We start from the raw sequence: 22,933 nt of genomic DNA, 5'->3' as shown, positions 1-22,933 counted from the left end.
GTTTGGGTTAAAACGCTTATCGAACGGCGAGGCAGTCACAAGTCTGCAGTCGCACTGGCTAACAAGTTAGCAAGAATTGTTTGGGCTATTCTATTTAAGAAAACGGAGTTCAGAGCGGTTTGACCTGTAAGTAAAACAAACCATGTACTGCTAAAAAGTAATGTAACAACAGGTAATACCGGCCTCTACAACACCTGAGAGAGTCCATGAACCTAAGAGTTCGAAGGGACGGTTAAGGCGTAGAGGCGCGGTTCTCATTAAGGCCAGAGCCTCTAATTGCTCATAAACAGGTCGGATATACGGATGCAGTAATATCTTTTGTTACTAACAAATTAGCTATTGAATCTATCGAGGTGTCCATATATGGACTTGAATAACATCCCTGTATAACGACCAGTTCGGCATCCATGCCTCTCATTCATAAGCACGAAGCTTCGCTTCATTCACCGTGCCAAAAGAATGTTTGCACATGAGGTCGTTCCTTCACATCTGACCCATAAGGACATGGAAAATGTCAATGTGATGTAGGGAACATCACCGACCATGTGATCACGACATTTGCGCTTCCTGCACTTCACCTGCCGCAGGCAATTGATAACAGTAACGGCTAACGCTAAAACAAGGGTAATGAATTTCAATTAAACACAAAGAAGTAAACACCAAGAAAGTTACCCCTTTAACGCAAAAAAGGGCCTAGATTCTCATCTAAGCCCTTTCAAAACTGGCGCCTATGGCTAGCTAATAGTAACTAAAGCGCCTCCACTAATCGCTAGAATTAGTGAACAATCTCCATTTCCGCCAGCAGGTTGTCGGCGTTGTCCAGATACTTCATCACCCATAGCATGTAGCGGCTATCTACCTGGATAGAACGGTTGGTGTCGGTATCGTAACCCCAGTCGCCTATGATTGACTCATAGACGCCGTCAAACAGCAGACCGACAAGCTCGGCGCGGCCGTTTAGGGTTGGTGAACCTGAGTTACCACCAGTGGTATCCAGAGTCGACAGGAAGTTCACCGGCACAGAGTCGATAGACTTCACATAGTAGTCGCCATATTGCTTCTGCTTGATCAACTCAAGCTGCTTCTTAGGCGCGTCGAACGGAGCTTCACCTGTGTCTTTGGCCACTATGCCTTCCAGGCGAGTGAAAGGTACGGCAACCAGACCATCTTGTGGCGAGTAGCCCTTCACATGACCCACTGTCACACGCAGGCTAGAGTTGGCGTCGGCGTACACCGGCTTACCCAGCTCCTTGTTGTAGGCGATGATGGCATCCATATATTGAGGACGTACCTTCATCAGCTTGCCATACAGCTCCTTCTCTTTCTTCTCCTGTGCCATATCAGTGTCATACATGGCAACGGCAAACTGAATGAAAGGATCTTTAGAGGCCTTGAAATCGGCTACTGACTTATCCATCCAGGCAAGACGAGTCGCCTTGTCGCCCAGCTCGGTCTTGGCGTACATCTTGTCCAGTACCTTGCTCAGCTTGGCGGCGTCGAACTTCTTGCCGATGCCGAATGCCTTGTCCAGCGCAGGGATACGCTCTTCGCTCGGCAGCTTGGCGTAACGGGTCAGCAGATCCATTACCACGGCCTTATCCACACTTGGGGCATAACGACGGTCGATACGTTCAAGGCCCGACTTGAAGCGGGTCATGTCGCGATCCTGGTAGCCAGGCTCACGCGCCATGTCGTCCAGCTGCTTCTCGTTAGCCAGACGGTAGAGGCTACGGGCGGTCGGCAGCATGGTGGTGTATCCGATGTAACCTAAGATGATATCGCGGGCCTGATGCTCCTGACTCTCTTTGATCAGCATGTCCAGCTCGGCCATGGTTTGGCCATACTGGGCCTGACGCTTGCTGTCTTTGTTGATCCAAGCGGTCAGCGCCGCCTCGCGAGCCTTGCGATCGTCGAGCATGGTCGACTTACCATAGAACTCGATCATCGAGGTGAAGTTTTTGGCATAGTTGGCCAGGCCGGCGATCAGGCTCTCGTACTTGATACGCTCATCACTGCCCTCAGGCGCGGTTTCCTTGATGATCTCGATGAAGCGTTCGCGCAACATCTTGCCTTCTGGATAGGCCCACTCAAACTGGTTTTCCACCTCGTTGGCGGTGCGATAACGGTTGGTGCGACCCGGGTAGCCAGCAACCATGACGAAGTCGCCTTCACTCACGCCCTTGGCCGACACCTTAAGGAAGCTCTTAGGCTCGTATGGCACGTTGTCTTTGCTGAAATCGGCAGGCTTGCCATCTTTCGACACATAGCCGCGATAGAAAGAGAAGTCGCCGGTGTGACGTGGCCACATCCAGTTATCGATGTCGCCGCCGTACTTACCTACGCTGGCCGCCGGGTTATACACCAGACGCACGTCGCGGATCTCAAGCTGCTTAACCAGGTAGTACTCCAGGCCGCCGTGGAAGCTGTAAACCTGACAGCGGTAGCCGTCATCGGCCTCACACTGGGCAACCAGTTGCTTCTCTTTGGCTTCGATGCCCTGATAGAAGTCATTGCCTACCTTGTTTTCCAGGCCGGCTTTCACCTCATCGGTCACATTGGTCACGGCTTCGGTGACATAGATGCGTGAACCTGGGGTAGCGGGTAACTCTTCGCCATAGTTCTTCGCCAGGAAGCCATCTTTTAGCAGGTTCTTCTCTGGAGTCGAGTTGTATTGAATCGAGCCGTAGGCACAGTGATGGTTAGTCACTACCAGGCCCTTTGGCGACACGAAAGACGCAGTACAGCCACCTAGGCTGATCACGGCGTTCATGGGGAATTCGGTGAGTTTAGAGATAGATTTGGCGTCGATTTCCAGCCCTTTGGCCTTCAGCTCATCTGCCATGGCAGGCAGTTGATAGGGCTGCCACATCCCCTCATCGGCTTGAGCGCCGAAGGCAGCGGCGAGCGCCACTGACACGAGTAACTTTTTCATTTGCTAAGTCCGTTTTATCGTTATAAAAATTTTTATAATACCCAATGGCCTTTTAAGTCCTCAGCGCATGAAGCCTTAAAAGCCCTACAAAAAAGTCGGGCAATGGCCCGACTTTATCATAAATTCTTGAGTAACAAACAGCTTAGCAAATTAGCGAAAAGGTAAGCAGGTATTTCCAACAATCCCCTGCCCCTTCGCTTAGGCGCAAATTGTCAGCCTCTTTTTACAGCGCAACCCAGAGCTGGGCAGCGATAATCACCAGACCCACCAGCGCCGACGCCGCAAGTGCAAACTGACCACCACTCACCTGGTAACCGCCCAGATTTTGCTTACGCTGTCCCAGCGCCATGGCGATAGGCAGGAAGATGATCATCACCACCAGCGGCAGGGCTGCAAAACCTAATACCTTAATGAAACCATCAGGATAGTAGAGAGCGCACAGCAGCGGCGGCACAAAGGTTATCAACCAGGTCTGCAGGCGACCCAGCAGGTTGTCTCTGGCGCGGGTCAGCTCGGCAATATAGTCGAACAGGCTCATGGTCACCCCGAGGAAGGAGGTGATCAGCGCCAGATTTGCAAACAAATCGATACATTGACGTAAAATGTCTGAGTGGGCGATGCCCTGCAGCGCCGACACCAGCTTAGGCAGAGAGCCCTCGAAACCGTACACGGTCGCGCCGCCCACAGTACCCAGAGTCACCATCAACCAGAGGATGTAGCACACCAAGGGAATGGTCGAACCGATCATGAGCACCTTACGCAGCGACATGGCATCACCATCCAGGTAGCGCACAATCGTTGCGATACAGACGTGGAAACCGAAAGAGGTAAACACCACGGGGATGGCCGCCAGCCAGAGGTTCCCCAGCTCGCCTTTAGACACCAATTCGGTGGCTGATTCACGCAGGATATAGCTTGGGCTTACTTCGGGTAGCAGGAAGAGTACCACGATGACGAACAGGGCTACCATGGCGCTAAAGAGCAGACGTGAGACCTTATCGATCCAGGAGACGCCGATGGCGATAAAGCCGCCGAACACCAAGGTAAACAGCAATACTGCCGCCTCGTGGTTCACCTTGATCCCCAGGGGTTCGAAGCGAGACTCCAGCAGGGAGGAGCCACCCATCAGATAGACCATGGTCAGGGCAAATAGCAGACTCAAGAAGGAGCCGCCCTGGATCAGCTGGCCGACCTTGCCTAAGGTCTTGCCCGTGATGGCGTGGACGTTCAGCCCCACACCGGCACGTAAGTTAATCTCTAACATCAACAGAGAGGTATAGATAGATACCCCCCAGATCGCCACTAATAGTAGTAAGGCTGGAATCGTCCCCAATGAAGCAGTGGCCAGAGGCAAGGCCAACATGCCTCCCCCAATTGCGGTCCCCGCAACGATGGCAATAGAGCCAAGCATTTTTAAGTTCACAAAATTGTCCTGTCTTTATTTATTATCTCTTTTTGGAAGGTCAGATTTAGAACGACTGCGAAGGCGGGAATTAGTCATGAAACACACTAAGCGATAGCCTCCTAACCGAACTATGGATCTCTGCCCTAGTACGTGTCGGGTTGGCCTCAACAGCTTAGCTCTTACTATCTTACGATCTAGCTAAGCCCCTGAGGCTGCCTAAATCGGTAACAATATCGATAGGTATGTTTCATCACTACCTTTACTCTATAAATTTGACTGTTTGGCACATTAACAGAGCCACAGGCGGCGCACAAGGTATGCCGCCTGATCGGATGCAAGTTTGTACAAAGGCGTAAAAACCACGAAACAAGCTGTCTACAGAGTGATCACCACAGGCGAGCCGGCACCTCCTTGCACCTCAAAAGGATTTGGGTATAATGGCCGCCACTGCTTCAGGGGAGTAGCTAACAAGGCAAAGCCATTTGCCTTGAGTGAGTGTCAACATACTTGGCCACATGCCATGGTACTCACGGTAAGGGGAACACCTCTTACTCTGCAAGACCTGAGCACGGTTACCGTTCATTCATTAGGGGGCGGCGGATCGTGCTTGGAATTTTTGCCCCCTTAGGAACTATGATGGAAGCATTACTCGCCTCAACCTTCACCGTCGCCATCGCCGAGATAGGTGACAAGACCCAACTGCTGGCACTGATCCTCGCCGCAAGATTCAAGAATAAGACCGCGATTATCCTGGGGATACTGCTATCTACCCTGGCAAACCATTTTGCCGCCGCCTGGGTTGGCCAGTGGGCTATCAACTGGATAAGCCCAGAGATGGCCACCTATATCGTCGCCTTCTCCTTCTTTGCCATCGCCCTCTGGGTACTGGTACCCGATAAGGTCGACGCGCAGGAAAGCCGCTTCTATCAGATGGGCCCCTTTATCGCTACTTTCATTCTCTTCTTCCTCGCCGAGATGGGCGACAAGACCCAGGTGGCTACTGTCGTGCTGGCCGCCAAGTATGATGCCCTGCCGCTAGTGGTACTGGGCACCACACTGGGGATGATGATCGCCAACGTGCCTGTGGTGATCGCCGGTCACTTCAGCGCCGAGAAGCTGCCGATGAAGTGGATCCACCGTGGCTGCGCCGCCCTGTTTGCCCTGCTGGGTGTGGCTACCCTGCTCTATTAAGTTAAGGCTGCTCGGCGCATGGCTTAAGCTAAGCGCATGAACAGAGAGCAGATAGCAAAAAGCCAGTGACTCAGATCACTGGCTTTCTATTTTCAGGCTGTACACGCCTGGTTATCTACAAGCCTAATTTACAGACCTTACTTACAAACCTAAGCCCTGCTTGATGCGTTGGCCATAGTCTTCATCAGCCTTGAAGAAGTGGGCCAACATGCGCTCCTGCACATCCATGCTCGCCTGACTGAGAGAGCCGGAGATGGTCGCCGCCAGTCTGGCCTTCTCCTCTTCTGAGAAGATGCGATACAGGTTGCCCGCCTGGGTGTAGTCATCCTGGTCGTAACGGCTGTAACGGTCGGCTTCACCATCGAGTCTCAGCGGTGGCTCGGCAAACTGTGTCGGCTCCACCAGGGCAGACTGAGTGCTGTTAGGCCCATAGTTGGCGCTGGCATCGCCGCCCGTCTGACTGCCACTGAAGGGGCACTGGGTTCCGGCCATGGCACCGCCACGCTGATGATGGTTAGCCTGAGTCGCATGAGGGCAGTTTACCGGCAACTGGTTATAGTTGGCGCCGATACGGTAGCGCTGGGCATCGGCATAGGCAAACAGACGCGCCTGCAACATCTTGTCCGGCGAGGCGCCTACGCCTGGCACCAGGTTACTCGGGGCTAAGGCCACCTGCTCCACCTCGGCGAAGTAGTTCTGCGGCAGACGGTTAAGCTCAAGCACACCTATCTCGATCAGTGGGTAGTCGCCATGTGGCCACACCTTGGTCAGATCGAACGGGTTGATGTGATAGGTGTTGGCATCGGCCTCAGGCATGATCTGCACATTCACCGTCCAGCGCGGGAAATTAGCGTCCTGGATAGCCGCCACCATATCACGCTGTGACGAGTCGGGATCGATCCCCTTAAGCTTGTCCGCCTCCTCGTTGGTCAGGTTAACCACGCCCTGCTGTGACTTGAAGTGGAACTTGACCCAGAAACGTTCTCCCTTGGCATTCCAGAAAGAGAAGGTGTGCGAGCCGTAGCCGTGCATCTGACGGTAGTTAGCCGGAATACCACGGTCTGACATCAAGATGGTGACCTGATGCATCGCCTCTGGGTTTAGCGACCAGAAGTCCCACATCGCCTGTGGATCTTTCAGGTTAGTCATAGGGTTACGCTTCTGGGTGTGGATGAAGTCCGGGAACTTGATGCCATCACGCAGGAAGAAGGTCGGGGTGTTGTTGCCGACGATATCGTGGTTACCGCGCTTGGTGTAGAAACGCAGGCCAAAACCACGGGGATCGCGCTCGGCGTCGGCCGAACCCATCTCGCCGCCCACGGTCGAGAAGCGCACGAAAGTCTCAGTCTGCTTACCTTCGCCGTTAAAGTGGTCGGCGATGGTGTAGTCGCTCAGATCTTTGGTCAGGGTGAAGGTTCCGTACACACCCGTGCCCTTGGCGTGGACGATACGCTCGGGGATACGCTCACGGTTAAAGTGCGCCAGCTTCTCGATAAGGTGCCAGTCCTGTAGCAGTAGCGGGCCACGCTCGCCGGCAGAGAGAGAGTTTTGATCGTCCGCAATGGGTGCGCCATTTTGGCTGGTTAAGTAGTTGGTTGTCATAATTCGCTCCATCCTGTTTAGCTTGTTGGGCCCTCGGCTAGGGTCTTAGCCTGGGTAAAAATTTCGGTATTAGTTTAGGTATAAATTTAGCTTTTCGTTTACGCGGCCTGGTCAGCTCAACCAGTCTTCGATAACATCAAATATTGTGACCATGGCTCTGCTCCAAATTAGCTCTACTCCTCTAATCGCTCATTCCAAGCACTCATTACAAACACTCGTTCCAAGCGCTCAGGTTAAGCGCTAGGCCATTAAGTTAAGTGACTCGCTTAGCGATTTAACTTGTCGATGTAGCAAGATTAGTCGAGCCTCAGAGAAATATAAAACGATTAAAACTGATAACTTTAAACTGATTTTTAGATTAAAATTTAGTTTCTAATCAGATTCCTAATCAGATGCCTAATCTGTATGTGGTATACGAGCCGAATTAACTGACGAGCCAGCCTAAGAGTGATTGGTAGAAACGAGGTAGCAACGAGATAGAAACGATGCAGATACCAAGGAAAGGCAAAGGAGAAATAGAAACGCAAAGCAGGAAAACAGAAAAGAAGAGTGAGCGGAGAACCGACAGCAGAAGGTGAAGAGAGTGGAAAGAGCGCAGAGAGTGGAGAGAGTTAGATAAATAGAAAAACAGATGGCAGGGGTTTCGCCGCGATCTTAGCCGCGGGGAGTAAGCGTCAACACTCGCACTTATCGCCCCCGCATAGCAAAATTTGGCTCAGATCAGCTGTCCTTGTCCAGCTTAACCTTGGCGACCTGATACAGCTTCACCAGATAGAAGGCATCGATCAACACGATGAAGAAGTTCACCAAGGCCACAGGCAGAGCGCCGATGGCCAGGCCGTAGGCGACAAACAGGGCTGCCCCAATCAGGTTCCACCAACGTAGCTTCTTGATGTTTGACATCATGAGGGAGATGGCGACCACCACAGAGGCCAGATAGCCGACCCATTCCCATATTGTTGCCGTTTCCATAGGCACTCCTTAACCCTTAAACATATCTTCCCTAATTATGGCACCGGGCTGCACAAGTGGCAGCCAATCTGACTAAATTATCTTACTAATTCAGGTGCATGTCAGATGCATGCGAGCTGTACGCCAGAGCCGTGCCAATCCTGGCGTACAGCCATCAGACCATCGCCTGACGCTTAACCACTGCGGCCGTCATACGCGAGATACAGCAGAGCTCACCGGCGCTGTTGTGGATCAACACCTCCCACACCGAGCTGCGTTTGCCCAGGTGAACCGGCTTGGCGGTTGCCGTCAGGGTCCCGTTGCGTGATGCCTTAAGGTGGTTGGCGTTGATCTCCTGACCGACACAATAGTAATTCTCAAAATCCACCACGAAGTTGGCCGCATAGCTGGCCACCGTCTCGGCCAGGGCCACATTGGCGCCGCCATGAACTATCCCCAAGGGATTGTGCACCGCTGGCGAGGCCGGCATGGTCGCCTTCATGTAATCCTCGCCAATTTCGCTGATGGTAATCCCCAGGGTCTGCATCAAGGTGCCTTTGCCATGCATGCCTGCGTCCATCTTGGCGCAATCTTCCAGGGTAACGGGTCTAAACCAAATACTCATGTCTCATTCCACAACGATCAAAAGTGAGCATTTAGTCTACTTCTTCGCTAATCAATAAGAAATAGGGCATTAGGATATTGAAGCATAAGGGGCTGGAATCGCCTAGCGAGGCATGCAGCTTTGAACAGACGACAGTGTTCAGAGATCACCAGAAAAACATACTGGGGTTGGCCTTCATCCGCCCTGAATTGTTAGTCTCGTTTGCCGCCAAATTGGCCGCATCAAGTGGGTTTGTGTGACGAATGAAGGCCTAGGGTAACTGGTAACGCTTACGCCGAATCAAGGGCTCTGATTCCAAAGGCTCTGAATCAAGACTCTTAATCAAAACGCTGTATCATGTCGCTAGCATTTGGGCCTGGCCGATAACGCGCGACAGTTTATCCTGAAAATACAAATTAACAAGCCCGATGAGTGAGGGGAAAAACAGAAAAAGATCACAGCGTTATCTGAGCCGCATAAATCGTAAGGCGGCGCTACACAAAGCAAAACAGCCGCTAACAAGGCGCTAAACTTGCGGCTAAATGGATTAAACAGAATTGAGGGCAATACCTAACAACTAGGAGTGCAATAAAAAAGCCCAACCAAAAGGTTGGGCTCAGATTCAAACACTAAGATAAAAGTTAATTTACCTTATTAGATGACAAGCTTAACTGCCGCAACCATCAGGACTTCTAGAATTGATATAGCGAACATCTTTCGCCCTGTCATAGCTAGCGGGATCGAGCGTGCCATGCTTCTTGATAAATTGGTAAAGCATATCGGCATCAATAAAGCCTGTGTCTCTCGCCTTCTCCTTCAACTTTGGATACTTATTCCCGCCCGCAGCATTATAGCTTGGGAGGGTAAATCGGTACTTGTCCGATAGGTTGAAAGGCTTGTCACCCACCATTCTGATATCGACATCTTTAGCTTTACAGTCAACTGTCATCTTGATACCGCTGAAGTGGGCAAAGCCACCAGAGCCTCGAGTCTTAAGTGCAACCTTCGACAAGTATTTCTGCAGTTCTGCGCCATTCATCTCAGTCACGGTCACACTGTTGGAAAAAGGCTGCACCTTAAGCACGTCACGATAGCGAATTGGCCCTTTCTTTATAGTGGCACGAATACCACCAGAATTCATGATGCCGAAATCAGCAGGCACAGGAAGCTGAGTCTGAGCATGGGCTATCATCATTCCTAGCGGCGTAGCTTGATTACGGACAACCTTACGCTTACCAACGAAATCAGCCTTGGCGACACCAATCTGCTCTCTCAACTTCAATTGCCCCTTTGCCTGATAAGGGCGAAGCAGTTCAAGAGTTTCTTTATCCTTGGGAGTCAGCATATGTGCAGGATAGTAGGAACCAAACTTGGTTTCTGTATTCACTGGTACCAGCTGGTAATTTGCCAAGTGTAGCTGACCGCCATAGTATTCAAAATCGGCGCGACCAACGAACTTGCCCCACTCGTAGGCTTGCATGATCCAAGTGCCATTTTGACGATCCGGCTTACAGGGCTCGTCTCGCCCATAATCTTCTACGTACTCGCCTGTGTCACCTTCCATACAAACAGGTAACTGTGAATGTCCACCAATGATAGCCTGGATCTGGCCAGGCTTTAGGCTCTTAGCAAGTGCAACATCGCCGGGCGCATTACTACCATGTCGACCATTTTCATAGTGCCCCATATGAGTAAGACCGAAAACAAGATCCGGTTGATGCTTCTCTTTAAGCTCAGCTAAAATTTCTTTCGCCTCAGCCTGAGGAGAAGTAAATTTAAAATCTTCAACGAACTCAGGGTTACCAATCTCTGCCGTATGCTCAGTCGTCAAGCCAACGACAGCCAGCTTCAAGCCTTGAACCTCAAATAGCTTGTAAGGCTCAAAGTAGCGTTGCCACTCCCCATCGACCTGACGATAGATATTGGCCGATAACCAAGGAAATTTTGACCAACTTCTCTGCTTATCCATCACAGTTGATGGATTATCAAACTCATGGTTACCCACGGCCATGGCATCATAACCAAGATGGTTCATGCCGATAAAATCAGGCTCAGCATCTTGAAGATCGGACTCTGGCACACCAGTATTAATGTCACCGCCAGAGAGCAGTATTGTCTCTCCACCTTGTGCGGCGACCTCTTTACGAATTTGATCAAGTATGGTTTTTCGTGCCGCCATACCATACTCACCTCTGGAGCCATGCCAAAAACGGCCGTGGTGATCATTGGTATGCAGCAAGGTAAAGCGCTTACAGTCGTCACCTGCGGCTTGGCAGGCAGCCGATGCGGTTGTCTTCGGCGGTTTTTCAACCTTTTCCTTACCACAGCCGCTCAATGCTAACGAAAAAGCAATCGCGGTGCCCGCGAGCACTAGGCTAGAGGGACGGAGTGAAGTATTCATAATAATCCTGCAATATTATTCAGATAAGCGTTGCCACCAGCCCTGAGAGTTATGTGTCGACATAGAAAACTAAGCGCACAATGCGAGATGTAGACAACGTCTGTACAGTTAAAAAAAGCAGCATCCAGAGCGATCCCGGTGCTGCTTTTTAAGGCTTAGCTGATGATTAGCCTTGGCGGCGACGCCACCACATTACAGGTAGCAACAGCATCACAAAACCACCTAAACTACCGGCACCATCTGGCTTAGTCCAACCAGGCTCTTCGGTGTTCTTGACCTCGATGCTAACAGACTCACTGAAGCTTTCTTCATCAACAGTTACTGTCAACTCGAACACAAGAGATTGGTCAATATTGACCTCTGGAGATGTCACATCAAGTGTCAGACCGGTCGCGGTAAACTCTGCCGCATTTCCAGATACCTGCTTCCAGCTGTAGCTAGCGCCTTCTGGTGCGTCAGCAACAACGGCAGTAATAGAGGTCTTTTCACCTTCAGTCACTGCCTTAGTACCTGTAAATTCAACCGTCAGACTCAAAGGCACATTGATCACGTTCAGACTCACCGCTTTGGTTGTTTCCAAAGTACCGTCGCTGATGGTCAGCGTAAAGTTCAAGGTGTCGTTGGCTTTAACCATTGGCGCAGTCAGAGACAATACCGCCTGCTCGCCAACAACTGTCTTCTCTTCACCAACAACTTGCTCCCACTTATAAGTCAGGGCAACGCCTTCACCAGCAGTAATTGCTGAGGCATCTAGGGTGTATGCAGCCCCTTCCGTGACGCTCTCAGGTGCAACTATGTCACCTTCGACGACCAAACCTGGGTTTGGATCGTCACCACAGGCGGCGCCATACACTTCCTGTACTAACTCAGGACGGTCAATGAAGGGATTACGGTTACCTTGGTATTTATATACCTGGTTGTTACGGTTCTGCTCGTAGCTATCAACAGGGTCTAACTTGTTCCACGCATACAGAGTACAAAGCGTACCGATCATAGGTGCGTCATCTTCTGCGGTAGTCGTTAAACGATCAACGGCAACGAGATCAGGCATGTTAGTCGTAGCTGTATCGGCTCCTTGGTAGCGTGTATCCATATACATGATCATACGAGCGACATCGCCTTTCACTTGATCGCGAGGCTCCCAGCAGTCGATAGCCAAGTCCAGATAGTTACCGGTACCAACACCATTAAACTGTACTTCTTGACCTGTATCTTTACAGGCACCAAAGTCATTATTGCTTCGCGCCGTATTGATGCCAGGATCTGAAGGACGTAGGTGATGGGCATCGGTATATCCCCACTGAGATTCGCTTGGGAAGCCATGGCTCTTAGCCCAAACGTGCTCACGGTTCCACTTGCCTACACCACTACCACTGGTCTGGTTGTCGTACTTAGAAATCGAGGCACCAGTATAGATCTCAATAACATTCTTATCGTTAGCAGGATCTTGGTCAGCGTAGGTCAACGCACTCCAAACCTGCTTATAGGTCAATTGCTTATGATCTTTTGCAATGATAACTGATAGTGCGTTTTTAAGCTCTTCTGCAGTCTTAAACTCACCACTCAGTACCTCTGAGTAATAAATTTCACCATTGAATGTAGTTGGATCGGCAACAGGAGTCAGCGTCTCACAACCAGTACAAGGCCCGGTTTCTGGCTCTGGTTCTGGAGGCGTTACTGAACCATCGCAAGCACCTTCACCGGCACAACCCAAACCATCAGAGGTATCGATATCAAATACCGCCCACTGATTGTTGGCACCTGGGAAATCTGCTTCGGCCACAGTGTCACCAGCGGTGACGCTAGCTTTACGACGCAGTGTCTTATTCGCAGTAGAGAAGTTGGCGTCGTTTGGATCGGTCCAGGCAGAACCAGGATCTTCACCGCGCTTACCGAAACGATCGATAACGACATCGTCTTTGGTTAGAACCAGGGCATCGTCACCGTTGAAGTAAGTGACGGTAGATGCACTGCCCACTTTAAATGCATCGGCTGCACCAGAGTTATGAAATACAAGGCTCTTACCTGGCTCCAACGTACCTGTAAGCGTCTCGGTATTCCCCGGATCTGTGCTTCCGTTGCCAAACAGCGTCAGCTTATAAACGTTGGCATCAAGATCGATAGCGCTGCCACCAACGTTGGAAATCTCAATAGCTTTATTGTTGCTACTACCTTCAATATATTCGGTAATCAAGAGTACGCCAGGCGTCGCTTCAGCTCCACAAGCACCTTCACCAGGACAGCCAAGGCCGTCAGATGTATCTTGGTCGAAGACCAGCCACTGGTTATCAGTACCAGGGAAATCAGCCTCGGCAACGGTATCACCTGTGGTAACACTGGCTTTACGACGCAGTGTCTTATTCGCAGTAGAGAAGTTGGCGTCATTTGGATCGGTCCAGGCAGAACCCGGATCTTCACCGCGCTTACCAAAACGATCAATTACCGCATCATCTTTGGTCAGTACCAGGGCATCATCGCCATTGAAATAAGTGACAGTAGATGCACTACCCACTTTAAACGCATCGATTGCACCAGAGTTATGGAAAACAATGCTCTTACCTGGCTCCAGTGTACCAGTCAGCGTCTCGGTATTACCTGGGTTAGTGCTTCCGTTGCCAAACAGCGTCAGCTTGTAAACATTGGCATCGAGATCGATGGCACTGCTACCGACGTTGGAAATTTCAACCGCTTTATTGTTACTGCTGCCTTCAATGTACTCAGTAATAACAAGATTGGCACTGGCGCCTGTAGAGAGCGTGCCCAAAACCATAGCAGTAGCCGCAGCAACTGCATTCCTTTTAATTCTCATAATCGTATCTCTATCTGAATCTCTGATGGGAAGTGCACTGCCCTAAGGCAGGCACTTCATTATCTAGATCAACGCTTATTTGCGAAGACGACGGCGTATAGCGGCTAAACCAAACAGGGATAGCAAGCTGATAAAGCCAGTGCTACCAGCCTTACCATTACCGCCTGTGTGATCGGTTTCCTCTTCGACGATATCAGCGATCAAGGCGTCACGGTTAGATACCTTGGCTCGGAAAGTCTTTTTAGATCCTTCCACAAGCTTATCGTTACGCAGCAGGCTGACGCTCACGTCGTAATGAGCTGATGGTGCACCGAAGACCTCGAAGTTCACCAAAGCTGTCTCGTCATTAGAGATAACCACATTAGGCAGTACCATTTGAGTCAAATCTAGACGCTGTTCATCATCCCTAGGGCTCATGCTGATCACAGCAACATCACCAACCTGAACAGAAACATCTGCAGGGATCTGGTAAGGAACCTTGATAAGCTTTCTCAGTTTTGGCAGATATAGCGGTACGTCAGCATCCGCATCACCAGGCTTATAGCTAAGGGTGATCAGTGCTGGATCGTGATCCGATGCGCGATAGATGTTTGGCTTGTAGAACTTGTGGGTACCAGTACCGTCAATGCTACCTTTAAAAGCGTTTTGGTAGTCGTACAGACTTGTCTCAGCTGCGTTCACGTGCCAGTCAGTGGCGTCAATCACACGATCTTTTAGAGATGGTGAGATCAAGATATGGTCAAGTGAACCGATCTCGTCACTGAAAGAGTAACTCCAAGGCGTCTTGCCCTTCTCTTTAAACTTCTCACCAACGATATCTATGTAACCATAAGTCTTAGTGATGGTGACTGGAGAGCCATCTTCATTAAACTGAGGCTTAGGCCCAAGGAAAGTATGACTAGCGGTTACGATAGTCTTATTACGTGGGTTCTCAGTAAGAACGAGTACAGGATCTTCTTTACCATAGGAGTTTAAATCGCCAAGGATAATCTTATCCCCTGGAATATCCTCCATCTCTTCACCTAAGTGCACTGCACCCGCGACACGGAACTCAGCACAAGAGCCTTGGTAATCCAGATCCGGGGCTTCACGGTTGTTCCAAGTCGTGGCGTTACCAAACTCAACACCTTGCCACTCTTCCCAGCAAGTAGAGCCTTTTGACTTAAAGTGGTTGACTGATAGCGTCAAGCGCTTGCCTGTTTGGTTAACCACAAAGGTTACGACCAAGGCATCACGATGGTAATTCTGACCGTTTTCAAGAATTTCCTCGTACTGATCTTTAATCACTTCACCAAAATCGTTAACTATTGTTGGCGCTTTCTGCTGAGGCATTGGAATAACGCGAGTACGCTCAATGCTGAGCTTACTTGGACGATATATGATACCGGTAGCAATGGCGTCAGAACCAATGGCATCCAGGTTATCCAACATTTGGTTGCCGTTATTGTCAAAACCAACAAACACATAACGGTTCTCTGTGGAGTTAGGGCCACTATAATCTTGAGCGCGCTCTTCCACATACTCGATATTGACCTGATTTACGATCTCAGCGATAGCACTCGCATCGCCAAAGCCGTTGTTTTCAATCTCCATCAGGGCCATTACATCGGCATCCTGAGCACGGATAATTTCTACCAGCTTAGCTCTCTGATTAATGTACTCATCATAACTCTCTGCGCCTCGGCTTTGACCATAGTTGTTATTGTCACCGCCGAAAGGAGAGTTGAAGAAGTTAAACAAGTTCTGACTGGCAACGCGGATAGCAAACTCATCTTTTGCCACGTTTTCTTTCAGATCAGGCTTAGTCGTACGCGGTAGGTTGTGAATAAAGTTATCACTGGTCAACTGGTTAGTAATCGTCAGGCTGTAGTCCTGATCGAACTTGTCAGTGCCTGGGATCAACTCAGTTTCATATTGACTGATCACACCCTGGGCGTTAACCAGACTATCGTCGATACGGATATAGTTGGTGTGTGGGTCGCTGTTAAAACCAGCGTAGTAAGGTATATCGGTACCATTTGACTTAGTCGAGCTCTCAATCACTAAACGATAGTCATTGTTTTGCTCATAGGCCGCCTTAGACTCAGGACTTCCTGCAACATGAAGGTGGTTAGGCTGCAAGTTAGGACGCTTATAGGCCGCTACCATGTTGTTGCGGTTATGACCTTTGCTGCTTATGAGATAGTTGTAGCTGAAGCTGCGAGTAATACGCATATCTTGGTTGCCTTCAGTCTGAGGATCCAGATCTGTAGGCAGGTTAACCAACATACCTTCATAACGCTCTAATGTCTTATCGAAAGAGCCGTTGTCGGTGCTAATAACCTCAATATCGGTAGGCTGAGTTGGAATATTTGTATCGGTAACATTCCAGCTAAATGCCGTATCAGCCGATAGCTGAGTCTGACCTTCATATTCAGCAACTTTACTGCCGATACAAACGGTTTGGCCAACCTTCAGTTCTCCCGCAGCGCTAGAGCGAACAAAGATACCATCTGATGTCTCTGGATTGTCGTCAGAAACGATATTGCGAAGATAGAAACCCTCATTAGGGATAGATACCTTAGCTGAGATAATACCTTCTACGGCAACTTTCTCGGCAGATTCAGTTTCACCATCAGCAATTAGAGGCGATTTGAAGCCTGTACCCTGAACTTCGCTTGGAGACTTGATTTCACTCTTATCTGTTGGGCAAGTGAAGATATCCATGATGTCTTCAGCATCAGCATCAGGTAGCTCTGATTTACCTAAATCATCAAATCTAATTGGCAAGATGTTTTGCCACTTAGTCGCATCAAAGGTACCAGATTGAGCGGGGTAGCTGCCGTCAGCAGCTTTTTTACGACGTAAAGTGGTGTTTGGCGCCCACTTGCTGGTGTCGTTAACTAACCCAACGCGATCGATAACTGTGTCTCCATTTTTCAGGAAGAATCCGTCATCACTGGTCATATAAAGGTTGTTATACTTGTTGCTGCTATCATAAGTAGACACAACAACCTTGCCACCTTGAGCCTCAATAGCATCACGAAATTCTTGAGTGGCGCGACTGTTAACAATCACCATAGACTCGCCAGCAGCAAGTGTATGACCGCTTAATAGCGGCTTAACTTCGGCACTCAATAATTCGTTATCATACTTACCGCTTGAACGTTGGTACGCAGTGATCTCATCGGTAAAGGTAAAATCTTCAGAACCTGTATTGGTGATCTCTACTGCACCTACGGTGGCATCAGAACTTTGGGTCATTTCGGTGATCAGCAGGTCTTCAACGCCAGCGAAGGCTCCCATGCTGATAGTGCTGGCAATGGCCAGCGAGAGGAAACTTTTCTTCATAGTAAACTCTATAAAAGTTGGATTCATTTCAGACTAGAAATACATACGCGCATATGCGTAGCCAGCTTCAGGGGCTTCGCCTACCCTACCTTCTAAAGACAGTACGATGTCGCGAGCAGGACGATAGTTAAAACCTAAACTAGCCCAGCGACGCTCTTTGCCGTACTCAGGAGGCAGCTTAGAGTAGTCATAGTTCGGACCAATCAGATCCCAACCTTCATACTCTTCATGGTTTACAGAGCTGATGATTTCCCAATGTTCATTCAGATCATACTTGGCACTTAACGTAGCCCCTTTGTTACGGAAGGTCTGATAATCTAGGTATACATCACCGCTCTTACGTGTAGATAAGTCTTCATCTTCTATAAAGCCATTGAATCCAATAGAAAAGTCTGATGTCAGTTTCAGGCGAGCCCCTAATCCAATCAGTTCCTGCTTACCATATTTACTGATGCCGTCTGAACCGCCACGCGTTTCTAAACCCACAACGACAGAAACAAAGTCAGACATCCATCCGACATATCCATTGACTATGTCACCTTGTAGTGCACCGCTCTTGTGCTTACCATCATATGAGTAAGAAACACCAACGATGAAATTTTCAAAATCTGCTTGATACTTAACGGTGTTTTCTTGATCGCCCGCTTCACCCGTTTCAACTGACTTGTTGAAGGTAAAATCACCAAAATGGTCATAGTCATCGAATGCAGTATCGGTCAAGCCGAGCTCGATCCACTGTTGATCGGTTAATAGGTAACCGACGTACAATTTGTCGATAGCCAGTTCAAACTCACCATCTCCACCAAGCCAGTTACGACGTTGGTAATCGAGCTCTAAGCGATAAGTGAATCGCTGACGTTGCCCCTCAACTCCCATTGTTGCAAAGCTATCGTCTACATAGCCCTTGGTATCGTAAAACTCATCGTGGTTATAAGCTGGATGAGTATCGAAATGCCCACCTACCCCAACTTCGCCATATAAACGAACATGGTCACCTTGACTGTCACCATCAAGCATTACTGCGCTCGCCGAACCCGCACTAAGCAAAGCGGCGATAGCAATTGCAATTGTTGATTTATTTAACATTGCCGTTACTTCCGATTAGTAAATTGTCAGCCTTTAACTAAAGGCCGATCTCAAACTGAAAAATATTGATTAGTAAAACCTTAAACTGCTGGCTGGTCAGGTAAGCGGAAAATTCAATGGCGAGATCGCCGATAGCTTTATCACATACTTCATACATCAACCCCATTCTTATAATGATCGCGCCAATTTTGTTAACGCGTGCGGCGAGATTGTTACAGAACCGTCACCGCCAATATGTGATCCATATCACATTCCTAAATAGCGAACATTATGTTTATTAAATGCGGTTAATATATATACAGCAAGCTTATTTCATATTAGTAACTTATAATTAACTTGTTGGTTTACAGGAAAATCTAGTCAAACATCAGATATTCATTCACTCAATATTTGAATAATTTATTTAAAACAATAGTTAAAGGCATACTTTTAAACACGCTTAACAAGTCTGAATAAGAGCAAATACTCAACAAAATTTAAAACCGTGGTTTTAAATAGTGAATAAATAAGCAAGATGAAGGGCAAAAAACAAAATATTGAAAATGTGATAAGACGCAAGCCGAGTCCGGCCAATCTTGAATGTTTTCTGAAGAAAAACCTATTTCGTGCTCACCAAGCAGTTAATTCGGCTTAATGAACACAAAAATGGATTAACAAAACTCGAAGTGACAGGCGTTTGCCTGGGACCAGCGCAGCAGCTCGACCCGATTACGAGACTGAGTCTTGCGGAAGATTGAGGAGATATGGGCCTTGACCGTGTGCTCGCTGATGCAGAGGCGATCGGCGATCTCCTTGTTGCGGGCACCGCTGGAAACCAACTGTATGATGGTACGCTCACGAGTGGTGAGCTTTTGCAGCATGGCGACCATATCCTGGGTCAGCTCTACGCCACTGTCCTGACGGCTCACCAGCTGACGAAACACCTTAGAGATCAAAGGTCTGTCATACCACAGCTCATCGTTGACCATCTTACGCAATCCGGTCAGCGAGAGATCCATACGCTGATCGGAAAACAGCAGGCCGCGTACCCCGAGCAGCAGGGCAGATTCCGGCTCCAGGCTACCGCGTTCGACCTGATACAGGGCGATGGGCACATGGGGTAATAGACGCGCGACGATCAAGGGCACGCCCTTGCTATCCAGCGCCGCGCCCTTCTGGGCAATGAGGTAGAAACTATTACGATCCCGCTCCGGATCCAGGTCGCTGACCTGACGGGCGATACGTGTCTTTAAGCCGATCGATTCGGCCAGAACGGCCAGATGGCAAGGTGTTGAATCTTGGTGCAAAAAAACCAGTTCATCAATTTTACTCATACGCTTCTCTCCCTGAAAAGCATCTCAATGCAGTTAACCATATGTGAGTAAGCTATCCCTGTTATTGATCTTTATGAACTTCATTCCTCCTAGTCATAGATACCACTCAATTTATCCATTTATGACTAGTAAAAAAGTATGTCAGCTATATTAACTAACTCTAGTGAGAATAGTTATCACTATTAGTTATATAAAGCTAACTCATCACATCATTAGCATATAATAATGCTTCTGATGTGATAGGCAAGCTACAGATTATTATTGCTTTTTCAGTTTAAGCAGCAGTCTGTCATGCCAGCGCGAAAGCAGTATCACGCTCGCCAGGGCACCGATAAGTGCCATCCCCATGTCAGACTGGGTGTCCCATACATAACCCTGGGTGCCCAGGAATGCCTCGGCATCTTCACCCGTCGCCAACGCGACCCACCACTCGATCAACTCATAAAACGCCGACAGCGCCAGGGCGAAACAGCAGACCAGGAAATTGCACCAGGCGCCTTGTTTCACCACCTCGAGCCGCAGAAACACCTCCCTTGCCAGCAACGCGGGAATAAAGCCCTGGGCGAAATGGCCCACCTTGTCATAGTTGTTGCGCTCGCTGCCCATCCAGTCGGCTATGGTGTCGAACAGCGGCACCTCGGCATAGGTGTAGTGCCCCCCCACCATGAGAATGATGGCATGGATCAAGATAAGGCCATAGGCCAGAGAGGTGAGCGGAAACTTTTTGCGGGTCGCAAAGAGGATAGGCAGGGCGATCAGCGCGGGGACAACCTCTAAAAACCAGGTAAAGCTATCTTTTGGTTCTATCCCTGACCAGATCAGCACGGCGAAGAAAATTGTGAGCCACACGGTGCTTTTATTCAAAATAAGAACTCCTTAGATGATATTGTTTTAATATCAGAATAATAACTTTAGCCATCTAGCCCTCCACACTGACCAAAAAAGGTGCTATTTTGTGGAGGCATTGACAGGCAACAGATAAAAATCACCACAAGAACAGGGCTTGTAGACCTTTCTGGGCGCATTTTTACCAAGGTTTAAAGGGCTTTGCGCTAAAACGCTTGCTCTGTGTAGTCATTCTACACAAGTCAGCCGGAAACCGTACAGCATCCAAAATAACCTTGCCCGACTGGGCTCAGCGTCCTGCCATCCTTAGAAGCTCATCGTCTCTGGCCTCAGGCCAATAGCGAGACGACGAAGATTCATTGGTATCAGGCCACAGAGCGAAAGCCGAGTAAAAATTGTCCCCGAGAGCGATACTCACCTAGCAACAATTGAGCAAGAGGGTACCTAAATCATGGCGAAACATTCGCTGGACAAGGATAAGATCAAGATCCTGCTGTTGGAAGGCGTCCACCAATCTGCGGTAGATGTATTCAAGCGTGCAGGTTACAACAACATCGAATATCACAAGGCATCACTGGGGGAAGAGGAGCTGTTAGCCTCGATTAAAGATGCTCACTTCGTTGGCATCCGATCCCGTACCCAACTCACCAAGGCCGTGCTGGACAAGGCTGAAAAGCTGGTCAGCATAGGTTGCTTCTGTATCGGCACCAACCAGGTCGATCTCGCCGCCGCCGAAAAACTGGGTATTCCGGTCTTCAACGCGCCGTTTTCCAATACCCGCTCCGTCGCCGAGCTGGTACTGGGTGAGATCATCATGTTGCTGCGTGGTATTCCACAGCGCAACGCCCTGGCCCACCGTGGTGGCTGGCTCAAGAGCGCTAATGGCAGCTTCGAGGCCCGCGGCAAGACCCTTGGGGTGATTGGCTATGGCCACATTGGTACTCAGCTGGGGATCCTGGCCGAGACCTTAGGCATGCGCGTCATCTTCTTCGATATCGAAGACAAGCTACCTCTGGGTAATGCCCAGCAGATCCACTCGCTGGAGCAGTTGCTGTCCCTCGCCGACGTGGTGAGTCTGCACGTGCCAGAGACGCCGCAGACCAAGAACATGATTGGCAGCAAAGAGCTGGCGGCCATGCGTCAGGGCAGCATTCTGATCAACGCGTCACGCGGCACTGTGGTAGATATCGATGCCCTGGCCGAGGCGATCCGCGGCGATCATATCGTCGGCGCCGCCATCGACGTCTTCCCGGTCGAGCCTAAGTCGAACGACGACGAGTTTGTCAGCCCACTGCGCGGCTTGGATAACGTCCTGCTGACCCCACACGTGGGCGGTAGCACCCAGGAAGCCCAAGAAAACATCGGTATAGAGGTGGCAGGCAAGCTGGCGAAATACTCAGACAACGGCTCGACCATGACGGCCGTCAACTTCCCTGAGGTATCGCTGGCGCAGCATAAAGACACCTCGCGTCTGCTGCATATTCACCACAACCGTCCGGGTATTCTGATCAAGATTAACCAGGCCTTCGCCGAGAAAGGGATCAACATCGCCGCCCAATACCTGCAAACCACCGCAGAGATTGGTTACGTGGTAATGGAGGTCAACTCAGATCAGGCCGATGAGGCGCTGGAAGAGATGAAGGCGATCGACGGTACCATCAGGACCCGCCTGCTGCACTAAGACGGCCCCGTCTTTGGAAATAAGCTTCGCGAAAAAAGGCATCACTCTGTGGTGCCTTTTTCTTTAACAGCGCTTTATTTCACGATTCAGTCTCTCGACCACTCGGCAGAATCTGGCACCTCAAGCAATACATAGGATATGATGCGCGCAGTCGGCGGCCCTACAACTTGGGCTCATCTTGGACTCATAAAGGGAAATCGAGCGATCATGGATAAGCAACGCGTGTTAGTCTCACTGGTGATCACGGCGCTGATACTGTTTGGGGCGGCGCTCGCTATCCGCGGCGGACTTAACAGCTACCAGAGCCTGCTCAGCTACGGCTGGCAGGAGACTCAGGCCAAGGTGCTGACCAATCATATCGGCCGGTTTCGCCCCAGCGGCGCCCGTCACGGCACCGACTTCTACCTGGCCCAAGTCAGCTATGAATATACCTGGCAGGGGATAAAACACCGTGGCGAGTTACTCTATCCAGATTACAGCGGCGATCGCACCCGGGAAGACGCCGAGGTGCGTCTGGCGCCCTATGGCATCGGCCCGCGGGTCCCCGTGTATCTCGACCCGGACGATCCACGCCAGTCGCGACTGATTAGGGGCGTTCAGCTCGAGCAGCTTGGCGATATTATCCTTGGGCTGGCGATTGTCCTATTTGGCCTGTGGAGCCTGAGAAGCTCGCGGCGCCGCTAATCGCGAATCAGTCTGGCGTGCCATACCAAAAGCGTTTAGGGATCATAATTTTAAAGATTGGCCTTAATCATTTGAAAGATTCATCCTCTGGCCCCTTT

Annotated in this window: 14 protein-coding genes and 1 pseudogene; 4 read left to right on the top strand and 11 right to left on the bottom strand. The window is 49.8% G+C overall.

Going from position 1 to position 22,933, the window contains the following annotated elements:
* A pseudogene (locus AYI87_RS21480) lies at positions 1–123 on the top strand (IS110 family transposase); the annotation flags it as partial.
* 652 nt (positions 124–775) lie between these two features.
* Here the strand turns inward: AYI87_RS21480 and AYI87_RS20190 are convergent.
* Positions 776–2,932, bottom strand: coding sequence for a S46 family peptidase (locus AYI87_RS20190; RefSeq protein ID WP_144204406.1), 2,157 nt, complete (start codon positions 2,930–2,932; stop codon positions 776–778).
* 223 nt (positions 2,933–3,155) lie between these two features.
* A complete protein-coding gene (locus AYI87_RS20185) occupies positions 3,156–4,355 on the bottom strand; it encodes an aromatic amino acid transport family protein (protein ID WP_144204405.1) in 1,200 nt (399 codons plus the stop codon).
* Positions 4,356–4,973: 618 nt separating this feature from the next.
* Here AYI87_RS20185 and AYI87_RS20180 point away from each other — a divergent pair.
* Positions 4,974–5,528 (top strand): TMEM165/GDT1 family protein, encoded by a 555-nt coding sequence (locus tag AYI87_RS20180; RefSeq protein WP_144204404.1) that lies wholly within the window; start codon positions 4,974–4,976, stop codon positions 5,526–5,528.
* Between the two features lie 141 nt (positions 5,529–5,669).
* Here the strand turns inward: AYI87_RS20180 and katB are convergent, their stop codons facing one another.
* The 9 genes from katB to AYI87_RS20135 form a co-directional block, all read right to left on the bottom strand.
* Entirely contained in the window at positions 5,670–7,130 is a 1,461-nt protein-coding gene (gene katB, locus AYI87_RS20175) for a catalase KatB (protein ID WP_144204403.1), read from the bottom strand.
* Between the two features lie 720 nt (positions 7,131–7,850).
* Positions 7,851–8,102, bottom strand: coding sequence for a YgjV family protein (locus AYI87_RS20170; RefSeq protein ID WP_011866987.1), 252 nt, complete (start codon positions 8,100–8,102; stop codon positions 7,851–7,853).
* A 154-nt stretch (positions 8,103–8,256) separates the two neighbouring features.
* Positions 8,257–8,706, bottom strand: coding sequence for a PaaI family thioesterase (locus AYI87_RS20165; protein WP_144204402.1), 450 nt, complete (start codon positions 8,704–8,706; stop codon positions 8,257–8,259).
* Positions 8,707–9,352: 646 nt separating this feature from the next.
* Positions 9,353–11,086 carry a bifunctional UDP-sugar hydrolase/5'-nucleotidase UshA gene (gene ushA / locus AYI87_RS20160; protein WP_144204401.1) on the bottom strand — a complete coding sequence of 578 codons (1,734 nt, stop codon included), beginning with the start codon at positions 11,084–11,086 and terminating at the stop codon, positions 9,353–9,355.
* A 166-nt stretch (positions 11,087–11,252) separates the two neighbouring features.
* Entirely contained in the window at positions 11,253–13,895 is a 2,643-nt protein-coding gene (locus tag AYI87_RS20155) for an endonuclease (protein ID WP_144204400.1), read from the bottom strand.
* A gap of 75 nt (positions 13,896–13,970) precedes the next feature.
* Positions 13,971–17,225 carry an ExeM/NucH family extracellular endonuclease gene (locus tag AYI87_RS20150; protein ID WP_186300687.1) on the bottom strand — a complete coding sequence of 1,085 codons (3,255 nt, stop codon included), beginning with the start codon at positions 17,223–17,225 and terminating at the stop codon, positions 13,971–13,973.
* A 33-nt stretch (positions 17,226–17,258) separates the two neighbouring features.
* Positions 17,259–18,311 (bottom strand): porin, encoded by a 1,053-nt coding sequence (locus tag AYI87_RS20145; RefSeq protein ID WP_144204398.1) that lies wholly within the window; start codon positions 18,309–18,311, stop codon positions 17,259–17,261.
* 650 nt (positions 18,312–18,961) lie between these two features.
* Positions 18,962–19,624 (bottom strand): helix-turn-helix transcriptional regulator, encoded by a 663-nt coding sequence (locus AYI87_RS20140; protein WP_011866990.1) that lies wholly within the window; start codon positions 19,622–19,624, stop codon positions 18,962–18,964.
* Positions 19,625–19,882: 258 nt separating this feature from the next.
* Positions 19,883–20,488 (bottom strand): DUF2238 domain-containing protein, encoded by a 606-nt coding sequence (locus AYI87_RS20135; protein WP_144204397.1) that lies wholly within the window; start codon positions 20,486–20,488, stop codon positions 19,883–19,885.
* A gap of 433 nt (positions 20,489–20,921) precedes the next feature.
* Between AYI87_RS20135 and serA the strand changes: the two genes are divergently transcribed.
* Both serA and AYI87_RS20125 read left to right on the top strand, forming a co-directional pair.
* Positions 20,922–22,151 carry a phosphoglycerate dehydrogenase gene (serA, locus tag AYI87_RS20130; protein ID WP_011866992.1) on the top strand — a complete coding sequence of 410 codons (1,230 nt, stop codon included), beginning with the start codon at positions 20,922–20,924 and terminating at the stop codon, positions 22,149–22,151.
* Between the two features lie 207 nt (positions 22,152–22,358).
* Complete coding sequence (locus tag AYI87_RS20125) at positions 22,359–22,835, top strand: DUF3592 domain-containing protein (protein WP_186300686.1); 477 nt, start codon at positions 22,359–22,361, stop codon at positions 22,833–22,835.
* Positions 22,836–22,933: the final 98 nt, after the last annotated feature.

This window comes from Shewanella sp. KCT (genome assembly GCF_007636505.1).
Taxonomy (GTDB): domain Bacteria; phylum Pseudomonadota; class Gammaproteobacteria; order Enterobacterales; family Shewanellaceae; genus Shewanella; species Shewanella halotolerans.
This window is presented reverse-complemented; position numbering and strand designations above follow the sequence as displayed.

What these genes read in the sequence shown, in the direction of transcription:
- AYI87_RS20190 (WP_144204406.1), bottom strand. Translation starts at nt 2,932, where the DNA reads ATGAAAAAGTTACTCGTGTCAGTGGCGCTCGCCGCTGCCTTCGGCGCT.
- AYI87_RS20180 (WP_144204404.1), top strand. Translation starts at nt 4,974, where the DNA reads ATGGAAGCATTACTCGCCTCAACCTTCACCGTCGCCATCGCCGAGATA.
- katB (WP_144204403.1), bottom strand. Translation starts at nt 7,130, where the DNA reads ATGACAACCAACTACTTAACCAGCCAAAATGGCGCACCCATTGCGGAC.
- AYI87_RS20170 (WP_011866987.1), bottom strand. Translation starts at nt 8,102, where the DNA reads ATGGAAACGGCAACAATATGGGAATGGGTCGGCTATCTGGCCTCTGTG.
- AYI87_RS20165 (WP_144204402.1), bottom strand. Translation starts at nt 8,706, where the DNA reads ATGAGTATTTGGTTTAGACCCGTTACCCTGGAAGATTGCGCCAAGATG.
- ushA (WP_144204401.1), bottom strand. Translation starts at nt 11,086, where the DNA reads ATGAATACTTCACTCCGTCCCTCTAGCCTAGTGCTCGCGGGCACCGCG.
- AYI87_RS20155 (WP_144204400.1), bottom strand. Translation starts at nt 13,895, where the DNA reads ATGAGAATTAAAAGGAATGCAGTTGCTGCGGCTACTGCTATGGTTTTG.
- AYI87_RS20150 (WP_186300687.1), bottom strand. Translation starts at nt 17,225, where the DNA reads ATGAAGAAAAGTTTCCTCTCGCTGGCCATTGCCAGCACTATCAGCATG.
- AYI87_RS20145 (WP_144204398.1), bottom strand. Translation starts at nt 18,311, where the DNA reads ATGTTAAATAAATCAACAATTGCAATTGCTATCGCCGCTTTGCTTAGT.
- AYI87_RS20140 (WP_011866990.1), bottom strand. Translation starts at nt 19,624, where the DNA reads ATGAGTAAAATTGATGAACTGGTTTTTTTGCACCAAGATTCAACACCT.
- serA (WP_011866992.1), top strand. Translation starts at nt 20,922, where the DNA reads ATGGCGAAACATTCGCTGGACAAGGATAAGATCAAGATCCTGCTGTTG.
- AYI87_RS20125 (WP_186300686.1), top strand. Translation starts at nt 22,359, where the DNA reads ATGGATAAGCAACGCGTGTTAGTCTCACTGGTGATCACGGCGCTGATA.